Source organism: Nocardiopsis prasina DSM 43845, from assembly GCF_000341265.1.
GTDB lineage: Bacteria > Actinomycetota > Actinomycetes > Streptosporangiales > Streptosporangiaceae > Nocardiopsis > Nocardiopsis prasina.
Genome location: NZ_ANAE01000075.1, coordinates 41,749 through 58,984, shown reverse-complemented (window position 1 = coordinate 58,984; position 17,236 = coordinate 41,749). Strand labels below are relative to the sequence as shown.

Sequence of the window (17,236 nt, the reverse complement as noted above, 5' to 3'; positions counted from 1 at the left end):
CGGCCGCCCTGCGTAAGGCTCGGCGCAGGGCGGCGAGCACGGCCCCGGAACGGCGGCCACGGCCCCACACCGGCGAAGCAGAGCAGAAGCGAACAGCGAGATGCCGCCGAGGGGGAACCCGAAGCCGGGACCGAAGACCCTGCCCACCGGCGCGGAGAGGACGAACACCGTCTCGATGCCCATCATCCCCGTGCCGAGCGGGCGAGGGGGAGGGTGCGCACGGAGGGAAAACGGGTAACGGGCAGGCGTGGGCCCAACCCCCACCCCTACCCTCCTCACCCCCCAGGAGTTCCCCTTGAAGCTGTACGCCGACACCCCCGTGCGCGCCAGTCTCCAGCTGATCTCGGACCTGTTCGCCCTGGTCTGGGTGGTCGTGTGGGTGCACGCCGCCCTGACCCTGCGCGAGGTCATCCCCTCCCTGAACCGCCCCGGAGAGCTGATGTCCAGCACCGGGGAGGGGTTCACCGAGCACATGAGCACCGCCGCCGAGAACGTCCGGCAGGTCCCGCTCGCCGGGGAGGCCCTGGCCACGCCCTTCGTGAACCTCAGCGAGACCGGCGCGACCCTGGGCGAGGCGGGGGACTCCTTCCAGGAGACCGTGGCCTCGCTCGCGGTCACCCTCCCGATGCTCGTGGCGGTCCTCCCGCTGTTTCTCATCGCCGCGACCTGGCTGCCCATGCGGGCCCGGTGGATCGGCCGGGCCACCGACACGAGGCGGCTCGACCGGCTGGCTCCGGAGGCCCGGACCCGGCTCCTCGCGCTTCGGGCCCTGACGTCGGCCTCCGCCACGAAGCTCCTGCGGGTGCACGACGACCCGGCCGGAGCCTGGCAGGGGAACGACCGGGCGGCGGTGGCCGGACTGGCCGCGCTGGAACTGCGGAGTCTGGGGTTGCGCCAGGGGGCCACGCGGGCGAAGAGGTCCTGACCTCGCGGGCGCACGTCCGAGGCGGCCTCGGTGGGCCGCGCTTCCCCGCGCGCTCGGCCCACAGCCGTTCCGGCGGCGCCAACCCCGAGCACGCGTCCGGCTACCGGGTACCCGGACGGACGCCTTGGAGACGCGCGAGGGTCGGCCGCGCGTCCTGGCAGCCGACCGTCTCCGCTCGGTGGGCCCCGGGTCAGGGCACCTGGTAGGCGGTGTCCCGGACGTCGGTGACGGCCATGTGGCCCGGGGCGTGCCCGATGGCGAACTCGGGGGCGGAGGCCGTCACCGCCGCCTGCGGGGTGACACCGCAGGCCCAGAACACCGGCACCTCCCCCTCCCGGACCTCCACGGGGTCGCCGTAGTCCGGTCGGTCCAGGTCGGTGATGCCCAGCGCGGCGGGGTCGCCCACGTGCACCGGGGCCCCGTGCACGGCCGGGTAGCGCGAGGTGATCCGCACGGCGTCGGCGACCTGACCAGCCGGGATCGGGCGCATGGACACCACCAGGGGTCCCGAGAAGCGACCGGCCGGGCGGCACTCCCGGTTGGTCCGGTACATGGCCACGTTGCCACCGGTCTCGATGTGGCGGACCGGCACCCCCGCCTCCAGCAGCGGGGTCTCGAAGGTGAAGCTGCACCCGATGAGGAAGGACACCAGGTCGTCGCGCCACAGGTCGGTGACGTCGGTGCGCTCCTCCACGAACTCGCCGTGGCGGTACACGCGGTAGGCCGGCAGGTCCGTGCGAAGGTCACCGTCGAACACCGAGGCCGACACCTCGCCGGGCTCGGTCACGTCCAGGACCGGGCAGGCCTTGGGGTTGCGCTGGGCGAACAGCAGGAAGTCGAACGCGAGGTCACGCGGGAGCGAGATCAGGTTGGCCTGCGCGTACCCGGGGCTGTAGCCGGAGGTGGGCACGCGCAGCCCGCCCCGGAACAGCGCCCGGGCCCGAGCGGGAGAGAGGTCGGCCGGGGCCGGACCGTCGGGGCCGGTGCGGTCGGGTTCGGGGTTCATAGTTTCCAGGCCTCTCTCTTCACTGGGCGTGGTGTTCACAGGACGAAGCGGATCCGGGTACCCGGGCGTGCCTGGGCGGCCTTGGGCAGGTCGGCGGAGCGCACCACAGCGATCACCGGGTATCCGCCGGTCACGGGGTGGTCGGCGAGGAAGAGCACCGGCTCGCCGCCAGGGGGCACCTGGAGCGACCCGGCGACCATGCCCTCGCTGGGGAGCTCACCCTCGCGGGAGCGTTCCAGGACCGGTCCGGCCAGCCGGGCGCCGACCCTGTCACTCCGGGAGGTCACCTCGTACTCCCCGGAGAGCAGGGCCGAGACGGCCTGGTCGGTGAACCAGTCCTCGCGCGGGCCGAGGTCGACGCGGAGGTCGACCACGTCGCCGCCGACGGGCCGGACCGGCGCGTGGTCCAGGTGGGGCAGGGCGACCGGGGCGGGGCCGACCGGCAGCAGGTCACCGGCGCCGGGGAGCGCGGGGCCGAGCCCGGCGAGCACGTCGGTGCTACGCGAGCCGAGGACGGGCGGCACCGCCACTCCCCCGCGCACGGCCAGGTAGGACCGCAGCCCGCGAGCGGGGACGCCCAGAGTGAGTTCGGCCCCGTCCGGCAGGTGCAGGATCTCGTTGACCGCCGCTCCGCGCCCGTCCACGCGGACGGGGGCCTCCGCACCGGTCACCGTGACCGTGACCGCCCCGTGCGCGCGCACCCGCAGGCCGCCGAGGGTGACCTCCAGGGCGGCGGCGCCCTCGGGGTTGGCCAGGAGCCGGTTGGCGAGGGCGTAGGAGGCGGCGTCGGCGGCGCCGGAGCGACCGACGCCCAGGGCGGCGTGGCCGAAGCGACCCGCGTCCTGGACGGTGGTCATCGGCCCGGTGGCCAGGATCTCCAGGGCCGCACCGGACGCGCGGCCCGCCGTCCGGGCTGCGTGCTCCCGGGCTCCCGCCCCGGCGGAGGGCGCGGGCACGGCGTGGCCCGTGTCCTCGCGCACGGAGGCGGTGTCGTCGGTGGTCACGGGGTTCACGAGACCTCCTCGAAGCGCACGCGGACGCCGGGGCGCAACAGGCCGGGCGGGTCGCGGTCCAGGTCCCAGACCACGGCGTCGGTCCGGCCGAGCAGCTGCCAGCCACCGGGTGAGCTGCGCGGGTACACGCCCGTGAACTCCCCCGCCAGGGCCACGGAGCCCTTGGGGACGCGGGTGCGGGCCTCGCCCCGGCGGGGCACGTGCAGGCGCGGGTCGTCGCCGACCATGTAGCCGAAGCCGGGCGCGAACCCGCAGAACGCGACCGTCCACGTCGCGGCGGTGTGGGCGCGCACCACCTCGAGCGGGCTGAGGCCGGTGAGCTCGGCGATGTCGTCGAGGTCCTCCCCGTCGTAGTGGACGGGGATGGTGACGGTCTCCCCCACCCCACGGCTCACTCCGGCCGTCAGGGTCAGTCCGGTGACGGCCTCGGCGACGTGCGCCGGGTCGGTGCCGGGCTCCAGCCGCAGCAGGACGGTACGGGCGGCCGGGACGACGTCGGCGACGCCTGGCAGCGGTTCCGCCTCCAGGGCTGCGCCGAGGGCGATCACCTGGGAGAGGTCGGCGACCTCCACCAGGACCCCGGTGTCTGCGCACTTCAGGACGCGCACGGACGACTCCAAATCGGGACGGGCTCGGTCAGTCGGACTGGGCGGAACCGGCGAAGGACGCGATGGTCACGCCCTCGGAGCGCAGCAGCTCGGACACGGCGCGGGCGATGTCCACCGCTCCGGGGCTGTCGCCGTGCACACACAGGGAGTCGGCCCGCACGAGGATCTCGGTGCCGTCCACCGCCTTGACGGGTTCGCCCCGGGCGATGCGCAGGCAGCGGGCGGCGATGGCCTCGGGGTCGTGCAGGACGGCGCCGGGTTCGCGGCGCGAGACCAGGGTGCCGTCCGGCGTGTACGCGCGGTCGGCGAAGGCTTCGCGGTACGTGGACAGCCCCGCCCTCTCGGCCTGTTCCAGGAAGCTCGACCCGGGCAGGCCGAGGACCGGCAGGTCCGGGTCGAAGGAGCGGACGGCCTCGACGACCGCCGCGGCCTGCTCCTCGTGGTGGACGATCGCGTTGTACAGGGCACCGTGCGGCTTGACGTAGCGGATACGGTCGCCGGTCAGCGAGGTGAAGGCCGACAGCGCGCCGAGCTGGTACAGCACCTCGTCGGTGAGTTCGGCGGGCGGAACGTCCACGAAGCGACGCCCGAACCCGGCCAGGTCCCGGTAGGCCACGTGACCGCCGACGGCGACCCCGCGCGCCGCGGCCTCGGCCGTGGTCCGCCGCAGGACCGACGGGTCTCCGGCGTGGAATCCGCAGGCCACGTTGGCGCTGGTCACGATGGACAGCAGCGCCTGGTCGTCCCCGAGGTCCCAGCGGCCGAAGCTCTCGCCGAGGTCGGAGTTGAGGTCGATGCGCACGTGCTCCTCCTAGTTCTCGTACCCCCTGGTGCCGACGCCACGCGCGGTGGCGCCGACACCACTGTGCCCGAGGGGCGGTGTTCCGGGCCCCGGAGCGGTGGTCGCCGCTCCGGAACGGTGCCTGCTACTGCCAGAGCGCGGCGATGCCGCCCAGGGCGTTGACCGCCATGTAGACGGTGAGCAGCCAGGCGGCGACACCGACGACCAGCAGCCAGCGCGGGTAGCGGTAGCCNGGGGGTGGGGTTAGCCGTTGAGCAGGGTCTTCGAGTGGCGGGCGGCCACCCACAGCAGAAGGCCGAGACCGACCGGCAGGATGACGCCGTTGAGGGCGCCCGCCATGACCAGCAGGGTTCCCGGCGCCTGCCCGGAGACCAGGTAGATCGCCAGGGAGATACCGATGAAGCCGGTGACCAGCTTGCCCTTGTGCCGCTCCAGCCACGGCGAGAACGTGGTGACGAAGGAGATGGAGGTGTAGGAGGCGCCGATCACGGAGCTGACGGCGGCCGCCCACATGATCATGCCGAACAGTCGCATGCCGACCTCTCCGGCGGCCTGGTAGAAGGCCTCGGCGGAGGGGTTGGGCGCGTCCATGATGGCGACGCCTCCGGCGACCACGCCCAGGATGGCGAGGAAGAGGAGGACGCGCATCAGACCGGTGACGATGATGCCGGTGACGGAGGTCTGGGTGATGGCGGCGATGTTCTCGCGGCCGCCCATGCCGTTCTCGATGAGTCGGTGGGCGCCCGCGTAGGTGATGTAGCCGCCCACGGTGCCGCCGATGATGGTGATGGTGGCGAGGAAGAGGTCGCTGCTGCCCGCCTCGGGCAGGACCGACTGGCGCAGGGCGTCGCCCACGGGCGGGCTGGACACGAAGGCCACGTAGGCGGTGAGGGCGATCATCATGACGCCGAGGACCACGAGGATGCGGTCCAGGGCCACGCCGAGCCGCTTGACGCCCAGGATGACGATGGCGACGAGAGCGGAGATCGCCGCGCCGACGCGCGGGTCGAGCCCGATCATGGCGTCGAGGCCCAGGCCGGTACCGGCGATGTTGCCGACGTTGAAGATCAGGCCGCCGAAGACGATGAGGACGGCGAGCAGGTAACCAGCCCCCGGAAGGACCTTGTTGGCCAGGTCCTGGGCGCGCATGTTGGAGACGCCGATGACGCGCCAGATGTTCAGCTGCACGGCGATGTCGACCAGGATCGACACGAGGATCGCGAAGGCGAACGCGGCGCCGAGCTGGGCCGTGAAGGTCGTGGTCTGGGTGATGAACCCGGGACCGATGGCGCTGGTGGCCATCAGGAACATGGCTCCGAGGAGACCGCTGCTCAGAGTGACTCTGCCAAGCCTCGGACGCACCTTCTGCTGCGGTGCGGGGGGCATTTCGCCCATGGCTGACTCTCCAGGTGTCCGGGAGGGTTGTGACGCCAACCTCATTGTTGGATTGTTGAACAATACTGCAATCCCGCACCTCAAGTAAGGCACGGATAAGTAAAATCGCGAACCCCCGGTACGTAACATTGGTGGGACCACCCCGTCTCCGGTGTGGGCGCACGAGACAGGCGGAGGGCTCACGTGACGGCGACAGAGGACCACATCGACCGGTTGCCCGCACCCGCTCTGGTTCGGCCGACCAGTCAGGCGGAGCGCGTCGCCGACCTCCTCCGCACCTTCGTCATCGACGGCGAACTGGCCCCCGGCGTGCGTCTGTCCGAGGAGAAGCTCAGCCGCAAGTACGAGGTCTCCCGCAACACCCTGCGCGAGGCCTTCCGACTCCTGAGCCACGAACGCCTGCTCGTGCACCACATGCACCGCGGGGTGTTCGTCAGCCGTCCCACCAGCGACGACGTCCGCGACTTGTTCAATGCGCGCCGGTCCCTGGAACTTCCCGCCGTGCGAGGGGCCGCCCAGGCCCCCGCCGACCTGGTGCGGGCCGTGGGCACCGCCGTCGACGAGGGCGAGCGGGCCCGGACCCGGGAGGACTGGTGGCGGATGGGCAGCGCGAACATGCGCTTCCACGAGGCGCTCGCGGCCCTGGCGAGGAGCGCCCGGGTCAACGAGTTCATGCGCCAGGTCCTGGCCGAGACCCGTCTGGTCTTCCACGTGATGGCGGCGCCCCGCGAGTTCCACGACCCCTACCTCAAGTGGAACCGGCGCATCCACCTGGCGCTGGCCGACGGCAACGCCGACACCGCCGCCACCGAACTCGGGGCGTACCTGGACACCTCCGAGGAGCAGTTGGTGACCGCGTTCACCGAGATGGAGGCGGGGTCCCGGAGCCCGAATCCGCAGGCCTGAGAGCGGCGCGCGGAGCTGCGGGAACCACCCCTGCCAGAGGTCCCGAAGTGCCAGAATGGGCCCCGTAATGGAACTGAACGGACGCCCCGTCAGCACGGGAGAACTCTCAGGCCTCGCCCTGTACGGCTACGGGCACTTCACGACCATGCTCGTCACCGACCTGCGGGTGCGCGGACTCGACCTGCACATGGAACGGCTCACGCGGGACTGTGCGGCCCTCTTCGGCGCCGAACTCGACGTCCCGCGCGTCCGTGAACTCGCCCGCCGCTCCGCCCGCGCCCACCCCTCGCCGTGCGTGGTGCGGGTGACCGTCCACGACCCGGAGCTCGACCTGGGCCGCCCCGCCGCGCGGGCCATGCCCCAGATCCTGGTCTCCACGCGCCCCGCGCCGGCGCCCGTCCCGCCACCGGTCCACCTCGGTACGCGCGAGTTCTCCCGGGACGCCCCGACGATCAAGGGCACCGGGCTGTTCGGGGTGATCCGGCAGCGGCGTGCCGCCCAGCTGGACGGACTGGACGACGCCCTCTTCATGGGGGTGGACGGCCGCGTCTCCGAGGGCCCGACCTGGAACATCGGCTTCCTGGACGGCGAGGGGCTGGTCTGGCCCCAGGCGCCCTGCCTGGAGGGGGTGACGGCCCGTCTGGTCACCCGGGTCGCCGGGTCGCTCGGGGTCCCGGTCTCCACCCGCCCCCTGGCCGCCGTCGCGGCCACCAGGATGGACGGGGCCTTCGTCACCAACGCCGCCACCGGGGTGCGTCCGGTGGCCTCGATCGACGGGGCCGCCCTGCCCCGGCCCGGGCTTTCCGAAAGGATCGCCCGGGCCTACCAGGAGCTGCCCGGCGACCCGCTCTAGCGGGTCCGGGCCGCGCGGCCCGGCCACCACAGGCGCGGGCCCACGTCGAGGGAGAGGGCGGGCACGAGCAGCGTCCGCACCAGCAGGGCGTCCACCAGCACACCGAAGGCGACCAGGAAGGCCAGCTGCAACAGGAACAGCAGCGGGATCACGGCCAGCGCGGCGAAGGTGGCCGCCAACACCACCCCGGCCGAGGTGATCACCCCGCCGGTCACCGTGAGCGCCCGCAGGACCCCCTCCCGGTGCCCGTGCGCGAGGGTCTCCTCACGTGCGCGGGACATCAGGAAGATGCTGTAGTCGATCCCCAGCGCCACCAGGAAGACGAAGGCGAAGAGCGGCACGACCGGGTCGGCTCCCGGTAGCCCGAGGACGTGGTCGAACACCAGGGTGCCCACGCCCAGGGCGGCGGCGAACGAGAGCACGTTGGCCGCCATCAGGAGCAGCGGCGCCACCAGCGACCGCAGCAGCGGGATCAGCACCAGGAAGACCACCAGCGTCACCAGTGGGACGACCACCACGAAGTCCCGCTGCGCGGTCTCCAGGGTGTCGAGGTCGGTGGCGCTCACCCCGCCCACCAGTGCGTCGGCCCCCTCGACCGTGTCCAGTTCCACGCGCAGGTCGCGGACGGCCTCCACCGCCTCCGGTGACTCCGGGTCGGCGGACAGCACCACCTCGACCAGGACCCGGCCCTCCTCCACCAGGGGCGCGGCCTCCGCGCCGGGCGGACCGGGTTCGGTGACCGGGGCCGCCCCCTCCACCTGTGGGATCCGCTCGGCCGCGGCGACCACCTCGTCCAAGCGGCTCTCCTTGGCTACCACGAGGGCGGGCGCGGCGCTGGAGTCGGCTCCGAATCCCCGGGTCAGGGTCTCCTGGCCGTCCACGGCCTCGACCTCGGTGCGGAAGACCTCCGCCTGGCCGGTGCCCTGCGCGCTGAACTGCGGCGCGAACACGGCCGCCGCGAGCAGCAGGGCGGCGGTGCCCAGCCAGTAGGCGCGCGGGCGGCGGGAGACCGTGGCGGCGATCCGCCCCCAGAACGGGTGCTGGCGCAGGACCTCGTCGGTGGTGTTCCCGGACTCCTCGCGGGTGCGGTGCGGGGCGCTGGGCCAGAAGGCGGCGCGACCGCACAGCGCGAGGGCGGCGGGGAGGAAGGTCATGGCGGCGAGCATCGCGGCGGCCACCCCCAGGGCGACGACCGGGCCGAGGCTGCGAGTGGAGGCGAGGTCTGCGGCGAGCAGGCAGAGTACGCCGAGGATCACGGTTCCGCCGGAGGCCAGGACCGGGCCGGTGACCCCCCGGACCGCGGCGAGCACCGCGTCGGGCACCCGCTCCCGGGCGGCCAGCTCCTCGCGGTAGCGGGCGACCAGCAGCAGCGCGTAGTCGGTGCAGGCGCCCACGACGAGGATGAACAGGATGCCCTGGCTCTGGCCGTTGAGGCTGACCAGCCCGGCGTCGGCCGCCGCGTAGACCAGCGCTCCCGACAGCCCGAGGGCCAGGAGCGAGGCGAGGATCACCAGGACCGGCAGCAGCGGCGACCGGTAGACCGCCACAAGGATGACCAGGACCGCGACGACAGCCACGACGAGCAGGGTGGAGTCGATGCCGCCGAAGGCCGCCACGAGGTCGGCCGCGTAGCCCGCGGGCCCGGTGACCTGCGCCTGGACTCCGTCCGGGGAGTGGTCGGCCAGGAGTCCCCGGAGCTCGGTCACGGAGTCGCCGGTGTCGTTCTCCGAGCCGATCGGCACGATCAGCTGGGCTACGGAGGGGTCCTCGGTGCCGGGCACGGGACCCACGACCGCGCCGGAGACCCACGGCTGGTCTCCGATCCGCTCCCCGAGGGCGCCCACGTGGGTGAGCTGGGTCTCGGTGAGCTCCTGGTCGGCGGACAGGACCACGATCGCCGGGACGGTGTCGCCGCGGTCGAACTCCTCGGCCAGCTCACCGGCCTCGGTGGACTCGGCCCCGACCGGCAGGAAGGCGCCGGGGTCGTTGGTCTGCACCTCGCCGAGTCGGCCGAGGAAGGCGCCGAGCGGGCCCGCTCCGAGCAGCCACACCAAGCTGACCAGGAGAGCGGCGCCGACCCACCAACGGGATCGTCTGGCCGGGGGTTCGTGTCGTGTCGGCAACGTGGGAAGTCCTTCCGGGCCCGCGTCCAGTGGACGCGCGGCCCCAACTTGTCCAAATGACTCGGAAACCGAGCCTCTCGGATTCCTAGCTAATTCTTCCCACAAGGTAGCGCACCCCGGCGGTGCTCCTCCATCGGGGCTCAGGTCCCGGACGTCACCTCGGCCTCGTCCTCCGCGCGGGCCGCGATGTTGCCCGCCATCGAGCCGAAGACGATTCCGTGGAAGGGCGTGACCGCCTTCCAGTACAGGTGGCCGGCGAGCCCCCTCGGATGGAACAGGGCACGCTGGCAGTAGACCGTGCGCCCCTCCAGGCGCGCCACACGCAGTTCCAGCCAGGCGGGGCCGGGCAGGCGCATCTCCGCGCGCAATCGCAGCAGCTCACCGGGGACGATCTCCTCCACTCGCCAGAAGTCCAGGGAGTCGCCCACCCGCAGGCGTTCGGGGTCGCGTCGCCCGCGCCGGGGCCCCACCCCGCCCACGGCGAGGTCGATCCATCCCCTGGCCGCCCAGGCCAGCGGCCACGAGTACCAGCCGCGATCGCCCCCGATGCCCTCGATCACCCGCCACAGGCTCTCCGGGGATCCGTCCACGTACCGGGCCCGCCGGTCCGTGTACAGGCTGCCTCCGGCCCAGTCGGGGTCGGTGGGCAACGGGTCGGAGGGGGCGCTGGGCCAGGCCGCGGAGGACCAGCGCGTGTCCACGCGGTCCTCGTCGATCCGCCGCAGCGCCAGGCGCACCGCCTCGTCGAACCCGATCCGCCGTTCGTCCGGCAGCTCGCGCGCCAGGTCGTTCTCCGCCATCACCGCGTCGTGCCGCAACGACTCCACCAGCGGCCGGGCCACGGAAGGCGGCACCGGCGTGATGAGGCCGACCCACAGGCTCGACAGCCCCGGGGACAGCACGGGAACCGGGACGATCAGCCTCTTGGCCAGCCCCGCCACGGCGGCGAACCGTTGGATCATCTCGGCGTAGCTGAGCACCTCCGGCCCACCGATGTCGAAGGTGCGGTTGACCCCGGCGGGGAGCTCGTCCGCGCGCACCAGCAGCCGGAGCACGTCCCGCACGGCGATCGGCTGCACCCGGCTGCGCACCCACCGGGGCGTGGTCATCGCCGGGAGCCGTTCCGTCAGGTGGCGGAGCATCTCGAAGGACGCCGACCCCGACCCCAGGATGACGGCGGCCCTCAGCACCACTGCGGGCACCGGCGCCTCCAGGAGGATGCGTCCGACCTCCTCCCGGGAGGCCATGTGCTCCGACAGTTCCGTGCCCTCCGGGGCCAGGCCCCCGAGGTAGACGATCCGGCCCGTCCCGACCCGCCCGGCCGCCTCCGCGAAGCGCCGCGCCCCTTCGGCGTCGGTACGCACGAAGTCGCTGCCGCCGCTCATGGAGTGCACCAGGTAGTAGGCCACGTCCGCGCCGGACAGCGCCTCGGCCAACCCCTCACCCGAGACCACGTCGCCCCGGACCACCTCCACCCGGTCGCGCCACGGTTGGTCGCGCAGCTTCTCAGGCGTGCGCGCCAGACAGCGGACCCGGTACCCGGCGTCCAGGAGTTGGGGGACGAGCCGTCCGCCGATGTAGCCGCTGGCCCCGGTCACCAGGGCCAGCCGTCCCTTGGGCGCGCTCATCCTCGACGCTCCTCGGGGCTGTCCTCGCGTTCACGCGCGGATCGCGGACCGGGCACTCCGTGGGCGGTGCCTTCGTCGGCCGAGGCACCGGCCGCGTCCTCCGCCCTCTGACGCGGGCGCTCGGCGTCCACACCGTCCTCGCCGGTCCCCTCGCCCGGGTGCCGGTACCGCCGGAACGGGTTGTCCGCCGGGAGGTTCCCGGTGAACCGGCCGTACATACCGAAGGTGATCAGGACCAGACCCACCACGTAACTGAAGATCACGTTGGGGACGCTGAAGGCCAGGATGTTGAAGTCGGTGCTCATCAGGATCAGGTTCACCAGGCCGCTGACCAGGAAGGCCCCACCGACCGTGACGCACACCGTCGACGCGAACTTGCCGCCCAGGATCGCCGCGCCCACCAGAAGCGAGCCGAACGCGATGGACAGGAAGCTGAGCGCGCCGTTCGTGGACAGCCCCGCGACCACCTCACCCTGCGTGTCGAACAGCGGAAGTCTGATCATCATGCCCGCGCTGCCGAAGCCCACCAGGACCAGTCCGGTGAGCCCGGCCCCGATCCGGTAGACGTGATCCAACCGCCGGTCCGCCCGGCGCGTGGTGTCCAGATCCATGTCGTCGCCCCTTTCGGTGCTCTCAGGTTCCAGAGTCAGAGGTCAGCGGCCCGCGTCAGAAGTCGCACCGCTTGTGCAACGTGCGGGGGTGCCATGACCGACGCCCCCGGCCCGGGCGCCGCCGCCCGGCTCCTCGGGGTCGCGCCGTCCGCCCTGCGCAGCTGGGACCGGCGTTACGGGATCGGTCCGCGTGTGCGCGGTCCGGGCGGTCACCGGCGGTACTCACCCGCCGACACCGCCCGTCTCCTCGAACTGTGCCGCCAGGTCGGCGAGGGCGTCCCCTCCGCCGAGGCCGCGCGGCGGATCGACTCCACGACCCGCACCGCGACCGTCCCGGAGCCGCGTGCCGCCTCCCCGGGCGGCCCCGTTTCCCTGTCTACGGTGGCCGTACCCGCGGGCGGGCACGAACACACCCCGACGCCCCAGGGCCTGGCCCGGGCCGCCATACGCATGGACTCGGATCTGGTCGACCGTCTTCTCCAGACCGCAGTGGAACGCAACGGGACCGTCGCCACCTCGGAGGACCTGGCGATGCCCCTGCTGTACGGCATGGGGCCGCCGCTGGGAGGCGACCCAGCGCTACGTGGAGGTGGAGCACCTGCTCTCGTGGAGCGTGTCCTCGGTGCTGCGCCGGGCGTCCGCGCCGCCGGTCCCGGCCGGCTCGATGCCGGGGAGGCCCTGCGGTTCGCGGACTGCACCCGGGTTCCCTGGCGGAGGGTCTGCGGATGCTCAGCGACTGACCCCCCGGGGCCGCCGGGCCGGGTTCCACCACTGGGCCGGAATCCCCCACCGGGCCGGGCTCCAGCGCGACGGGTCGGGGACCACCGAGCGCAACGTGTGCCAGAGGTGGTCGGCGGTGCTCAAGGACATCGCCCCGACCGGGGTGGTCAGCCCCATCGCGAACTCGCGCACCGGAAGCGAGTCCCCGTCCAGGAAGGCGAGCACGTCTCCGAGCCGGTTGGCGGCGAAGAGCCGGGCGAAGAAGTCCGCTCCGGACACCCGGCCGCTGTCCAGGGCCCGCAGCATGACCGCGTCCATGGCCAGGTGCCGGGAGTGATGGGGTGCCGGTGGCACCGGAACGCGGCGCAGTTCCAGGGCCCGCGCGATCGCGGCGGTCTGGCGGGCCGTACCACTGAAGGTGTATCCGGTGGAGGGACGCGTGGCGCCCCCGGCCGCGCCGATCCGGAACAGCCGCCGACCGACCCTGGCGGGCAGTCGCGCGTCGGTCATGGGGATGGCGCCCTGCTCGGACGCGGTGACCTCGAACCCGTGGAACCCACTCATCTCGCAGTAGTCCGTGAGGGCCCGCTCGTACTGGTCGGTGGTGAGCGCGGCGCGGCCGAACTCGGTGTACTCGACCAGGGCCTCCCGGCCGGAGAGCGGAAGCACGTAGCCGAAGGCCACGCCGTGGCGGGGCTGGGGCGGGCGCAGGTCCATGAGCACGGCGGCGAAGGGGTCCAGGGTGTCCTCCGGCAGGCGGACGAACCATCCACGGAAGTGCTGGAGGAGGTGGGTGCGCCCTCCCCGGGGCGGACCGGGCGGGCGTGAGTCGAAGACCCAGCGGGCGGTGAGGTCCACCTGGTCCCCTCCGGGTGCGAGCGCCCGGACGGTGGCGTGCTCGGGACCGTCCTCAGTGTCGTGCGCGAGCAGCGGCAGGAACTCGACCCCGTCGCTCGCCGATGAGCGCACGTGCGCGTCCAGGTCGGCGGAGCGCAGCATCTTGTAGACGTAGGGACCCGCCGAGGAACGGTGTTCCCCTCCGTCCGGGCCGATGACCGACAGGTCCGCCCACGATGCGGCGAGCAGGTGGTCCCAGCGCCCCGGGCCGGACTCCCAGTAGCACCAGGTCCGAGGGGGCGGGGTGTGCGGGCCGGAGGGAGGCTCCAGGACCGCCGTCCTCAGCGGCGGGTCGCGCCGATCGTTGATTTGCCCGATCCGATGAGCCAGGGTGAGCCCTGCGGCCCCCGCTCCGATGATCACCACGTCGTAGTCGGCCATCCCCCCAGCATGGCCCTTGCGGCGGTCGAAGTCCCTCGACCACCCCGACCATTCCGGAGGACCGATGACCACATCGACCGAGCGGATGAAGACCGCCGCCGTCACCGAGGAGTTCGACCTCGCCGCGCCGGCCTACGACCGACTGGTCGCCTCCAGCCCCGGCTACCACCAGGACCTGCGCACGTCGGCGCGGCGCCTGTTCCTCCCGGGCCTGGGCGCGGACCGGGTTCTGGTCGACCTCGGCTGCGGCACGGGAGCCTCGACCGCCGCGCTGGCCCGCGAGTACCCGAGGGCCCGGATCGTCGGTGTGGACTCGTCCGAGGGCATGCTGCTCGAGGCGGCGGCCAAGGACTGGCCGAGCGGCGTCACCTTCCACCTGGCACGCGCCCAGGACCTCACCCCGGAGTGGGCGGAGGAGGTGCTCGGCGGGCCGGCCGACGCGGTGTTCGCCGCCTACCTGGTGCGCAACGTCCCCGACCCGGACGCCTTCCTGGCGCGTGTGCGCGAGCTGCTGCGTCCGGGCGGCCGGCTGGCGCTGCACGAGTACTCCGTAGCGGACTCCGTCGCCGCCCGCGCGGTGTGGAGCGCCGTGTGCTGGGGCGTGGTGATCCCGGCGGGCCGGGCCCTGGCCGGTCGGGACGACCTGTTCCGGTACCTGTGGCGCAGCGTCCTGGACTTCGACGGCCGCGCCACCCTGCTGGAACGCATGCGGGCGGCCGGGCTGGGGTCGGTGGCCAGCGCGCCCATGCCGGGCTGGCGGTACGGCATCACGCACACCTTCGTGGGGGCCAGGCCGTGAACCCCGACGTCAACGACCCCCGAGCCGAGCGGATCCCCGCCCCCGCGCCGCGTGGGCGGCGCCCGGAGAGCGCTCCCCGTGTCGCGGTGGTGGGCGGGGGCATCGCCGGACTGGCCGCCGCGTGCGGGCTGGCTGAGCGCGGATCGGAGGTGGTGGTGTTCGAGCGTGAGGACGGGCTCGGCGGACGCCTTCGAGGGTGGGACACCACCCTCGCCGACGGCAGCACGGCCACCATGAGCCGCGGATTCCACGCCTTCTTTCGCCAGTACTACAACCTGCGCGGACTGCTCCGGCGCGCGGACCCCGGCCTGGAATCGCTGGTGCCGCTGTCCGACTACCCGCTGGTGCACCGGTCCGGATCCCGTGACCGCTTCTCGAACCTTCCCACCACCCCGCCGTGGAACGCGTTCGCGCTGGCCGCGACGAGTCGGAGCTTCCCCGTCTCGGAACTGGCCGGTGTGAACGTCCCGGCGGTGCTCCAGCTCCTGGACGCGGACGTGCCCGGGGTGCACGAACGCCTGGGACACCGCAGCGCCCGGGAACTGCTGGAGGTGACCCGCTTCCCGCGCTCCGCCCGCCACCTGGCCTTCGAGGTCTTCAGCCGGAGCTTCTTCGCCGAGCCGGAGCGGCTCTCCGCCGCCGAGATGGCCGTCATGTTCCACGTCTACTTCCTCGGGTCCTCCGAGGGCCTGGTGTTCGACGTTCCGCGCTCGCCCTTCCCCCAGGCCCTGTGGAATCCCCTGGAGGGCTACCTGCGCCGGGCCGGGGTGCGCTTCCGGACGGGGGTCGAGGCGGAGCGGGTCACTCCCGGGGAGCACCTGCCCCACGCGGTCACCTGGCGCGAGGGCGGGGATGACGACCGGGAGGAGTTCGACGCGGTGGTGCTGGCCGCCGATCCGCGCGGGCTGCGCGCCCTCGTGGCGGCCTCCCCCGGGCTCGGGACGGCCGCCTGGCGCGAACGGGTCGCGGGGATCGGGTCCGCGCCGCCGTTCCTGGTCTCCCGCTACTGGCTGGACCACCCGGTCCGGCCGCACCGGCAGGCCTTCCTGGGCACCGCCGGGTATCCGACGCTTGACAACGTGAGCGTCCTGGACCGCTACGAGGACCAGGCGCGGGAGTGGGCCGCGCGCACCGGCGGCTCCGTGGTGGAGCTGCACGCCTACGCGCTGCCCGAGGACCACGACCCCGCCGCGGAGCGGAAGTCGCTGTGGGAGCAGGCGACGGCGGTCTACCCGGAGCTGGCGGCGGCGCGCGAGGTGGACGCGCGACACGAACTGCGCGCGGACTGCGCGCTCTTCCCGCCGGGCGGATACCGGGACCGCTGTGCGGTGACCACACCCGACCCCACCCTGGTGGTGGCGGGTGACCACGTCCGCGTCGACCTGCCGGTCGCGCTCATGGAGGGGGCCGCCACCACGGGGCTGAGCGCCGCGAACGCGCTGCTGTCGCACTGGGGACTGCCGGGGCACACGCTGTGGACCGTGCCCCGGCGGGGGCGCGACGCGGTCCTGCGCGGCCTGGCCCGGGTCGCCCGTCAGCCGGGCCAGCGACCGGAGGTCCGCAGCAGGTAGCGGCGCTCGGCGTAGGCGAGGTCGTCCTTCCACAGACGGCGCGCCACCAGCCGCACCGCGGGCCGCACCGCGCCCGCCACGCGCCGGGCCAGGGCGAAACCCGTGCGCCCGGACGCCGCCACCGTCGCCTCGATCACGGCGGTGCGCGGCACCCCGTCGCGGTCGGTGCCGAGCGGGGTGGCGTGGGTCTCCACCACGCTGCCCGTCCCCTCCCCCTCGATGATGCGCATGACGACGGTGCGCGGTTCCGGGCAGGTGAACTCGGCCCGGACCGGCACGCCCCACCGGCCCGCCACCCGGAACCCCACGTCCGCGACCAGCCGGTCCGGGTCGGGGTCCGGCCCCCGCGGGACCTCGGTCACCCTCAGGCCGACGAACGAGTAGGGGTGGAACCACGAGCCGTGCCAGGGGTCGAGCCGGTTGGCGACCACGTCCTCGGGTTCGCAGCGTCCCGCCAGGCTCTCCACCGCCGCGATGCTCGTGTCCGCCCTCGGGCGCTCCGGGACGACGGGGGCCTCCGTCGGCTCCTCTCCTCCGCATTCGTCCAGGCGGACCCACACGAGCACGCCGTCGTCGTGCACCGGGTACGGGCTCCATCCGGGCATCCCCCCGGACTCCAGTGAGAGCCCGTGCCAGCGGCACACCAGGCGCCCCTCCGCCACCGCTCCGCGGCACAGCGGCGCCCCCAGGTGGGGACAGGCACCGGGACCCGCGTGCGCGGTCCCGTCCGGAGTGCGCCAGGCGACGAGCTCGGTTCCGGACACCACCCGTCCGAACGGCCGGTCCGTGCGCACCTCGGAGCTGGCGGCCAGCACGAACCAGTTCCCGGAGGGGCGGGCGAGGGCCCGCTTGAGGGCTTGGCCGATGACAGAGGGCGAGGCCTCGCGCCAGGTCGGTTCCTGTCGCGCCCAGGTGCTCCTGGGCATGCGCCGCAGCGGCAGACGGCGCGGCTCGGGGTCGGGCAGAGTCATGGGTGCCTCCTCAGCGGCCTCTGTCGG

The 17,236-nt window shown here is 73.4% G+C and carries 14 protein-coding genes and 2 pseudogenes; 6 read left to right on the top strand and 10 right to left on the bottom strand.

Annotated features, from left to right (window positions below; all coding sequences use genetic code 11):
• Positions 1–295: 295 nt before the first annotated feature.
• Entirely contained in the window at positions 296–925 is a 630-nt protein-coding gene (locus D452_RS0102930; RefSeq protein WP_017542660.1) for a hypothetical protein, read from the top strand.
• A 190-nt stretch (positions 926–1,115) separates the two neighbouring features.
• Here the strand turns inward: D452_RS0102930 and D452_RS0102925 are convergent, their stop codons facing one another.
• The 5 genes and pseudogenes from D452_RS0102925 to D452_RS27605 all read right to left on the bottom strand — a co-directional run bounded on the left by D452_RS0102925 (position 1,116) and on the right by D452_RS27605 (position 5,749).
• Complete coding sequence (locus D452_RS0102925; RefSeq protein WP_017542659.1) at positions 1,116–1,931, bottom strand: putative hydro-lyase; 816 nt, start codon at positions 1,929–1,931, stop codon at positions 1,116–1,118.
• 35 nt (positions 1,932–1,966) lie between these two features.
• Entirely contained in the window at positions 1,967–2,935 is a 969-nt protein-coding gene (locus tag D452_RS0102920) for a 5-oxoprolinase subunit C family protein (protein WP_394297081.1), read from the bottom strand.
• A 5-nt stretch (positions 2,936–2,940) separates the two neighbouring features.
• Complete coding sequence (locus D452_RS0102915; RefSeq protein ID WP_026128919.1) at positions 2,941–3,552, bottom strand: 5-oxoprolinase subunit B family protein; 612 nt, start codon at positions 3,550–3,552, stop codon at positions 2,941–2,943.
• A gap of 28 nt (positions 3,553–3,580) precedes the next feature.
• The gene (locus tag D452_RS0102910; protein WP_017542656.1) at positions 3,581–4,354 is read right to left on the bottom strand and encodes a LamB/YcsF family protein; all 774 of its coding nucleotides are present in this window, start codon (positions 4,352–4,354) and stop codon (positions 3,581–3,583) included.
• A gap of 124 nt (positions 4,355–4,478) precedes the next feature.
• Positions 4,479–5,749: pseudogene (locus tag D452_RS27605) on the bottom strand (NRAMP family divalent metal transporter).
• Between the two features lie 183 nt (positions 5,750–5,932).
• Here D452_RS27605 and D452_RS0102900 point away from each other — a divergent pair.
• Together D452_RS0102900 and D452_RS0102895 are read left to right on the top strand one after the other, a co-directional pair.
• Positions 5,933–6,655, top strand: a complete 723-nt coding sequence (locus D452_RS0102900) for a GntR family transcriptional regulator (protein WP_017542654.1) — start codon at positions 5,933–5,935, stop codon at positions 6,653–6,655.
• Positions 6,656–6,722: 67 nt separating this feature from the next.
• Positions 6,723–7,508 carry an aminotransferase class IV family protein gene (locus D452_RS0102895; RefSeq protein WP_017542653.1) on the top strand — a complete coding sequence of 262 codons (786 nt, stop codon included), beginning with the start codon at positions 6,723–6,725 and terminating at the stop codon, positions 7,506–7,508.
• On the opposite strand, the gene D452_RS0102890 is transcribed toward D452_RS0102895, so the two are convergent.
• The 3 genes from D452_RS0102890 to D452_RS0102880 form a co-directional block, all read right to left on the bottom strand.
• Positions 7,505–9,631, bottom strand: coding sequence for an MMPL family transporter (locus D452_RS0102890; protein ID WP_026128918.1), 2,127 nt, complete (start codon positions 9,629–9,631; stop codon positions 7,505–7,507). The two genes, D452_RS0102895 and D452_RS0102890, sit on opposite strands and share 4 nt — an antisense overlap.
• A gap of 140 nt (positions 9,632–9,771) precedes the next feature.
• Complete coding sequence (locus D452_RS0102885; protein ID WP_017542651.1) at positions 9,772–11,259, bottom strand: SDR family oxidoreductase; 1,488 nt, start codon at positions 11,257–11,259, stop codon at positions 9,772–9,774.
• The gene (locus tag D452_RS0102880) at positions 11,256–11,870 is read right to left on the bottom strand and encodes a DUF4383 domain-containing protein (protein ID WP_017542650.1); all 615 of its coding nucleotides are present in this window, start codon (positions 11,868–11,870) and stop codon (positions 11,256–11,258) included. Before D452_RS0102880 ends, D452_RS0102885 begins: the two co-directional genes overlap by 4 nt.
• Positions 11,871–11,963: 93 nt before the next feature.
• Here D452_RS0102880 and D452_RS31205 point away from each other — a divergent pair.
• Positions 11,964–12,116: pseudogene (locus D452_RS31205) on the top strand (MerR family DNA-binding transcriptional regulator); the annotation flags it as partial.
• Positions 12,117–12,599: 483 nt separating this feature from the next.
• On the opposite strand, the gene D452_RS0102875 reads toward D452_RS31205, so the two are convergent.
• Positions 12,600–13,868 carry a lycopene cyclase family protein gene (locus D452_RS0102875; RefSeq protein WP_017542649.1) on the bottom strand — a complete coding sequence of 423 codons (1,269 nt, stop codon included), beginning with the start codon at positions 13,866–13,868 and terminating at the stop codon, positions 12,600–12,602.
• 64 nt (positions 13,869–13,932) lie between these two features.
• Between D452_RS0102875 and D452_RS0102870 the strand changes: the two genes are divergently transcribed.
• Both D452_RS0102870 and D452_RS0102865 read left to right on the top strand, forming a co-directional pair.
• Positions 13,933–14,667, top strand: a complete 735-nt coding sequence (locus D452_RS0102870; protein WP_017542648.1) for a class I SAM-dependent methyltransferase — start codon at positions 13,933–13,935, stop codon at positions 14,665–14,667.
• Positions 14,664–16,238: an FAD-dependent oxidoreductase gene (locus D452_RS0102865; protein ID WP_017542647.1), complete on the top strand. Its 1,575-nt coding sequence runs from the start codon at positions 14,664–14,666 to the stop codon at positions 16,236–16,238. The genes D452_RS0102870 and D452_RS0102865 overlap by 4 nt, the downstream gene beginning before the upstream one ends.
• On the opposite strand, the gene D452_RS0102860 is transcribed toward D452_RS0102865, so the two are convergent.
• Positions 16,202–17,209 (bottom strand): DUF5914 domain-containing protein, encoded by a 1,008-nt coding sequence (locus D452_RS0102860; RefSeq protein ID WP_017542646.1) that lies wholly within the window; start codon positions 17,207–17,209, stop codon positions 16,202–16,204. The genes D452_RS0102865 and D452_RS0102860 overlap by 37 nt on opposite strands.
• Positions 17,210–17,236 lie beyond the last annotated feature (27 nt).

Excerpts from the sequence above, each read along its gene's own strand:
- D452_RS0102925 (WP_017542659.1), bottom strand. The coding sequence starts at position 1,931 with ATGAACCCCGAACCCGACCGCACCGGCCCCGACGGTCCGGCCCCGGCC.
- D452_RS0102895 (WP_017542653.1), top strand. The coding sequence starts at position 6,723 with ATGGAACTGAACGGACGCCCCGTCAGCACGGGAGAACTCTCAGGCCTC.
- D452_RS0102885 (WP_017542651.1), bottom strand. The coding sequence starts at position 11,259 with ATGAGCGCGCCCAAGGGACGGCTGGCCCTGGTGACCGGGGCCAGCGGC.
- D452_RS0102880 (WP_017542650.1), bottom strand. The coding sequence starts at position 11,870 with ATGGATCTGGACACCACGCGCCGGGCGGACCGGCGGTTGGATCACGTC.
- D452_RS0102875 (WP_017542649.1), bottom strand. The coding sequence starts at position 13,868 with ATGGCCGACTACGACGTGGTGATCATCGGAGCGGGGGCCGCAGGGCTC.
- D452_RS0102870 (WP_017542648.1), top strand. The coding sequence starts at position 13,933 with ATGACCACATCGACCGAGCGGATGAAGACCGCCGCCGTCACCGAGGAG.
- D452_RS0102860 (WP_017542646.1), bottom strand. The coding sequence starts at position 17,209 with ATGACTCTGCCCGACCCCGAGCCGCGCCGTCTGCCGCTGCGGCGCATG.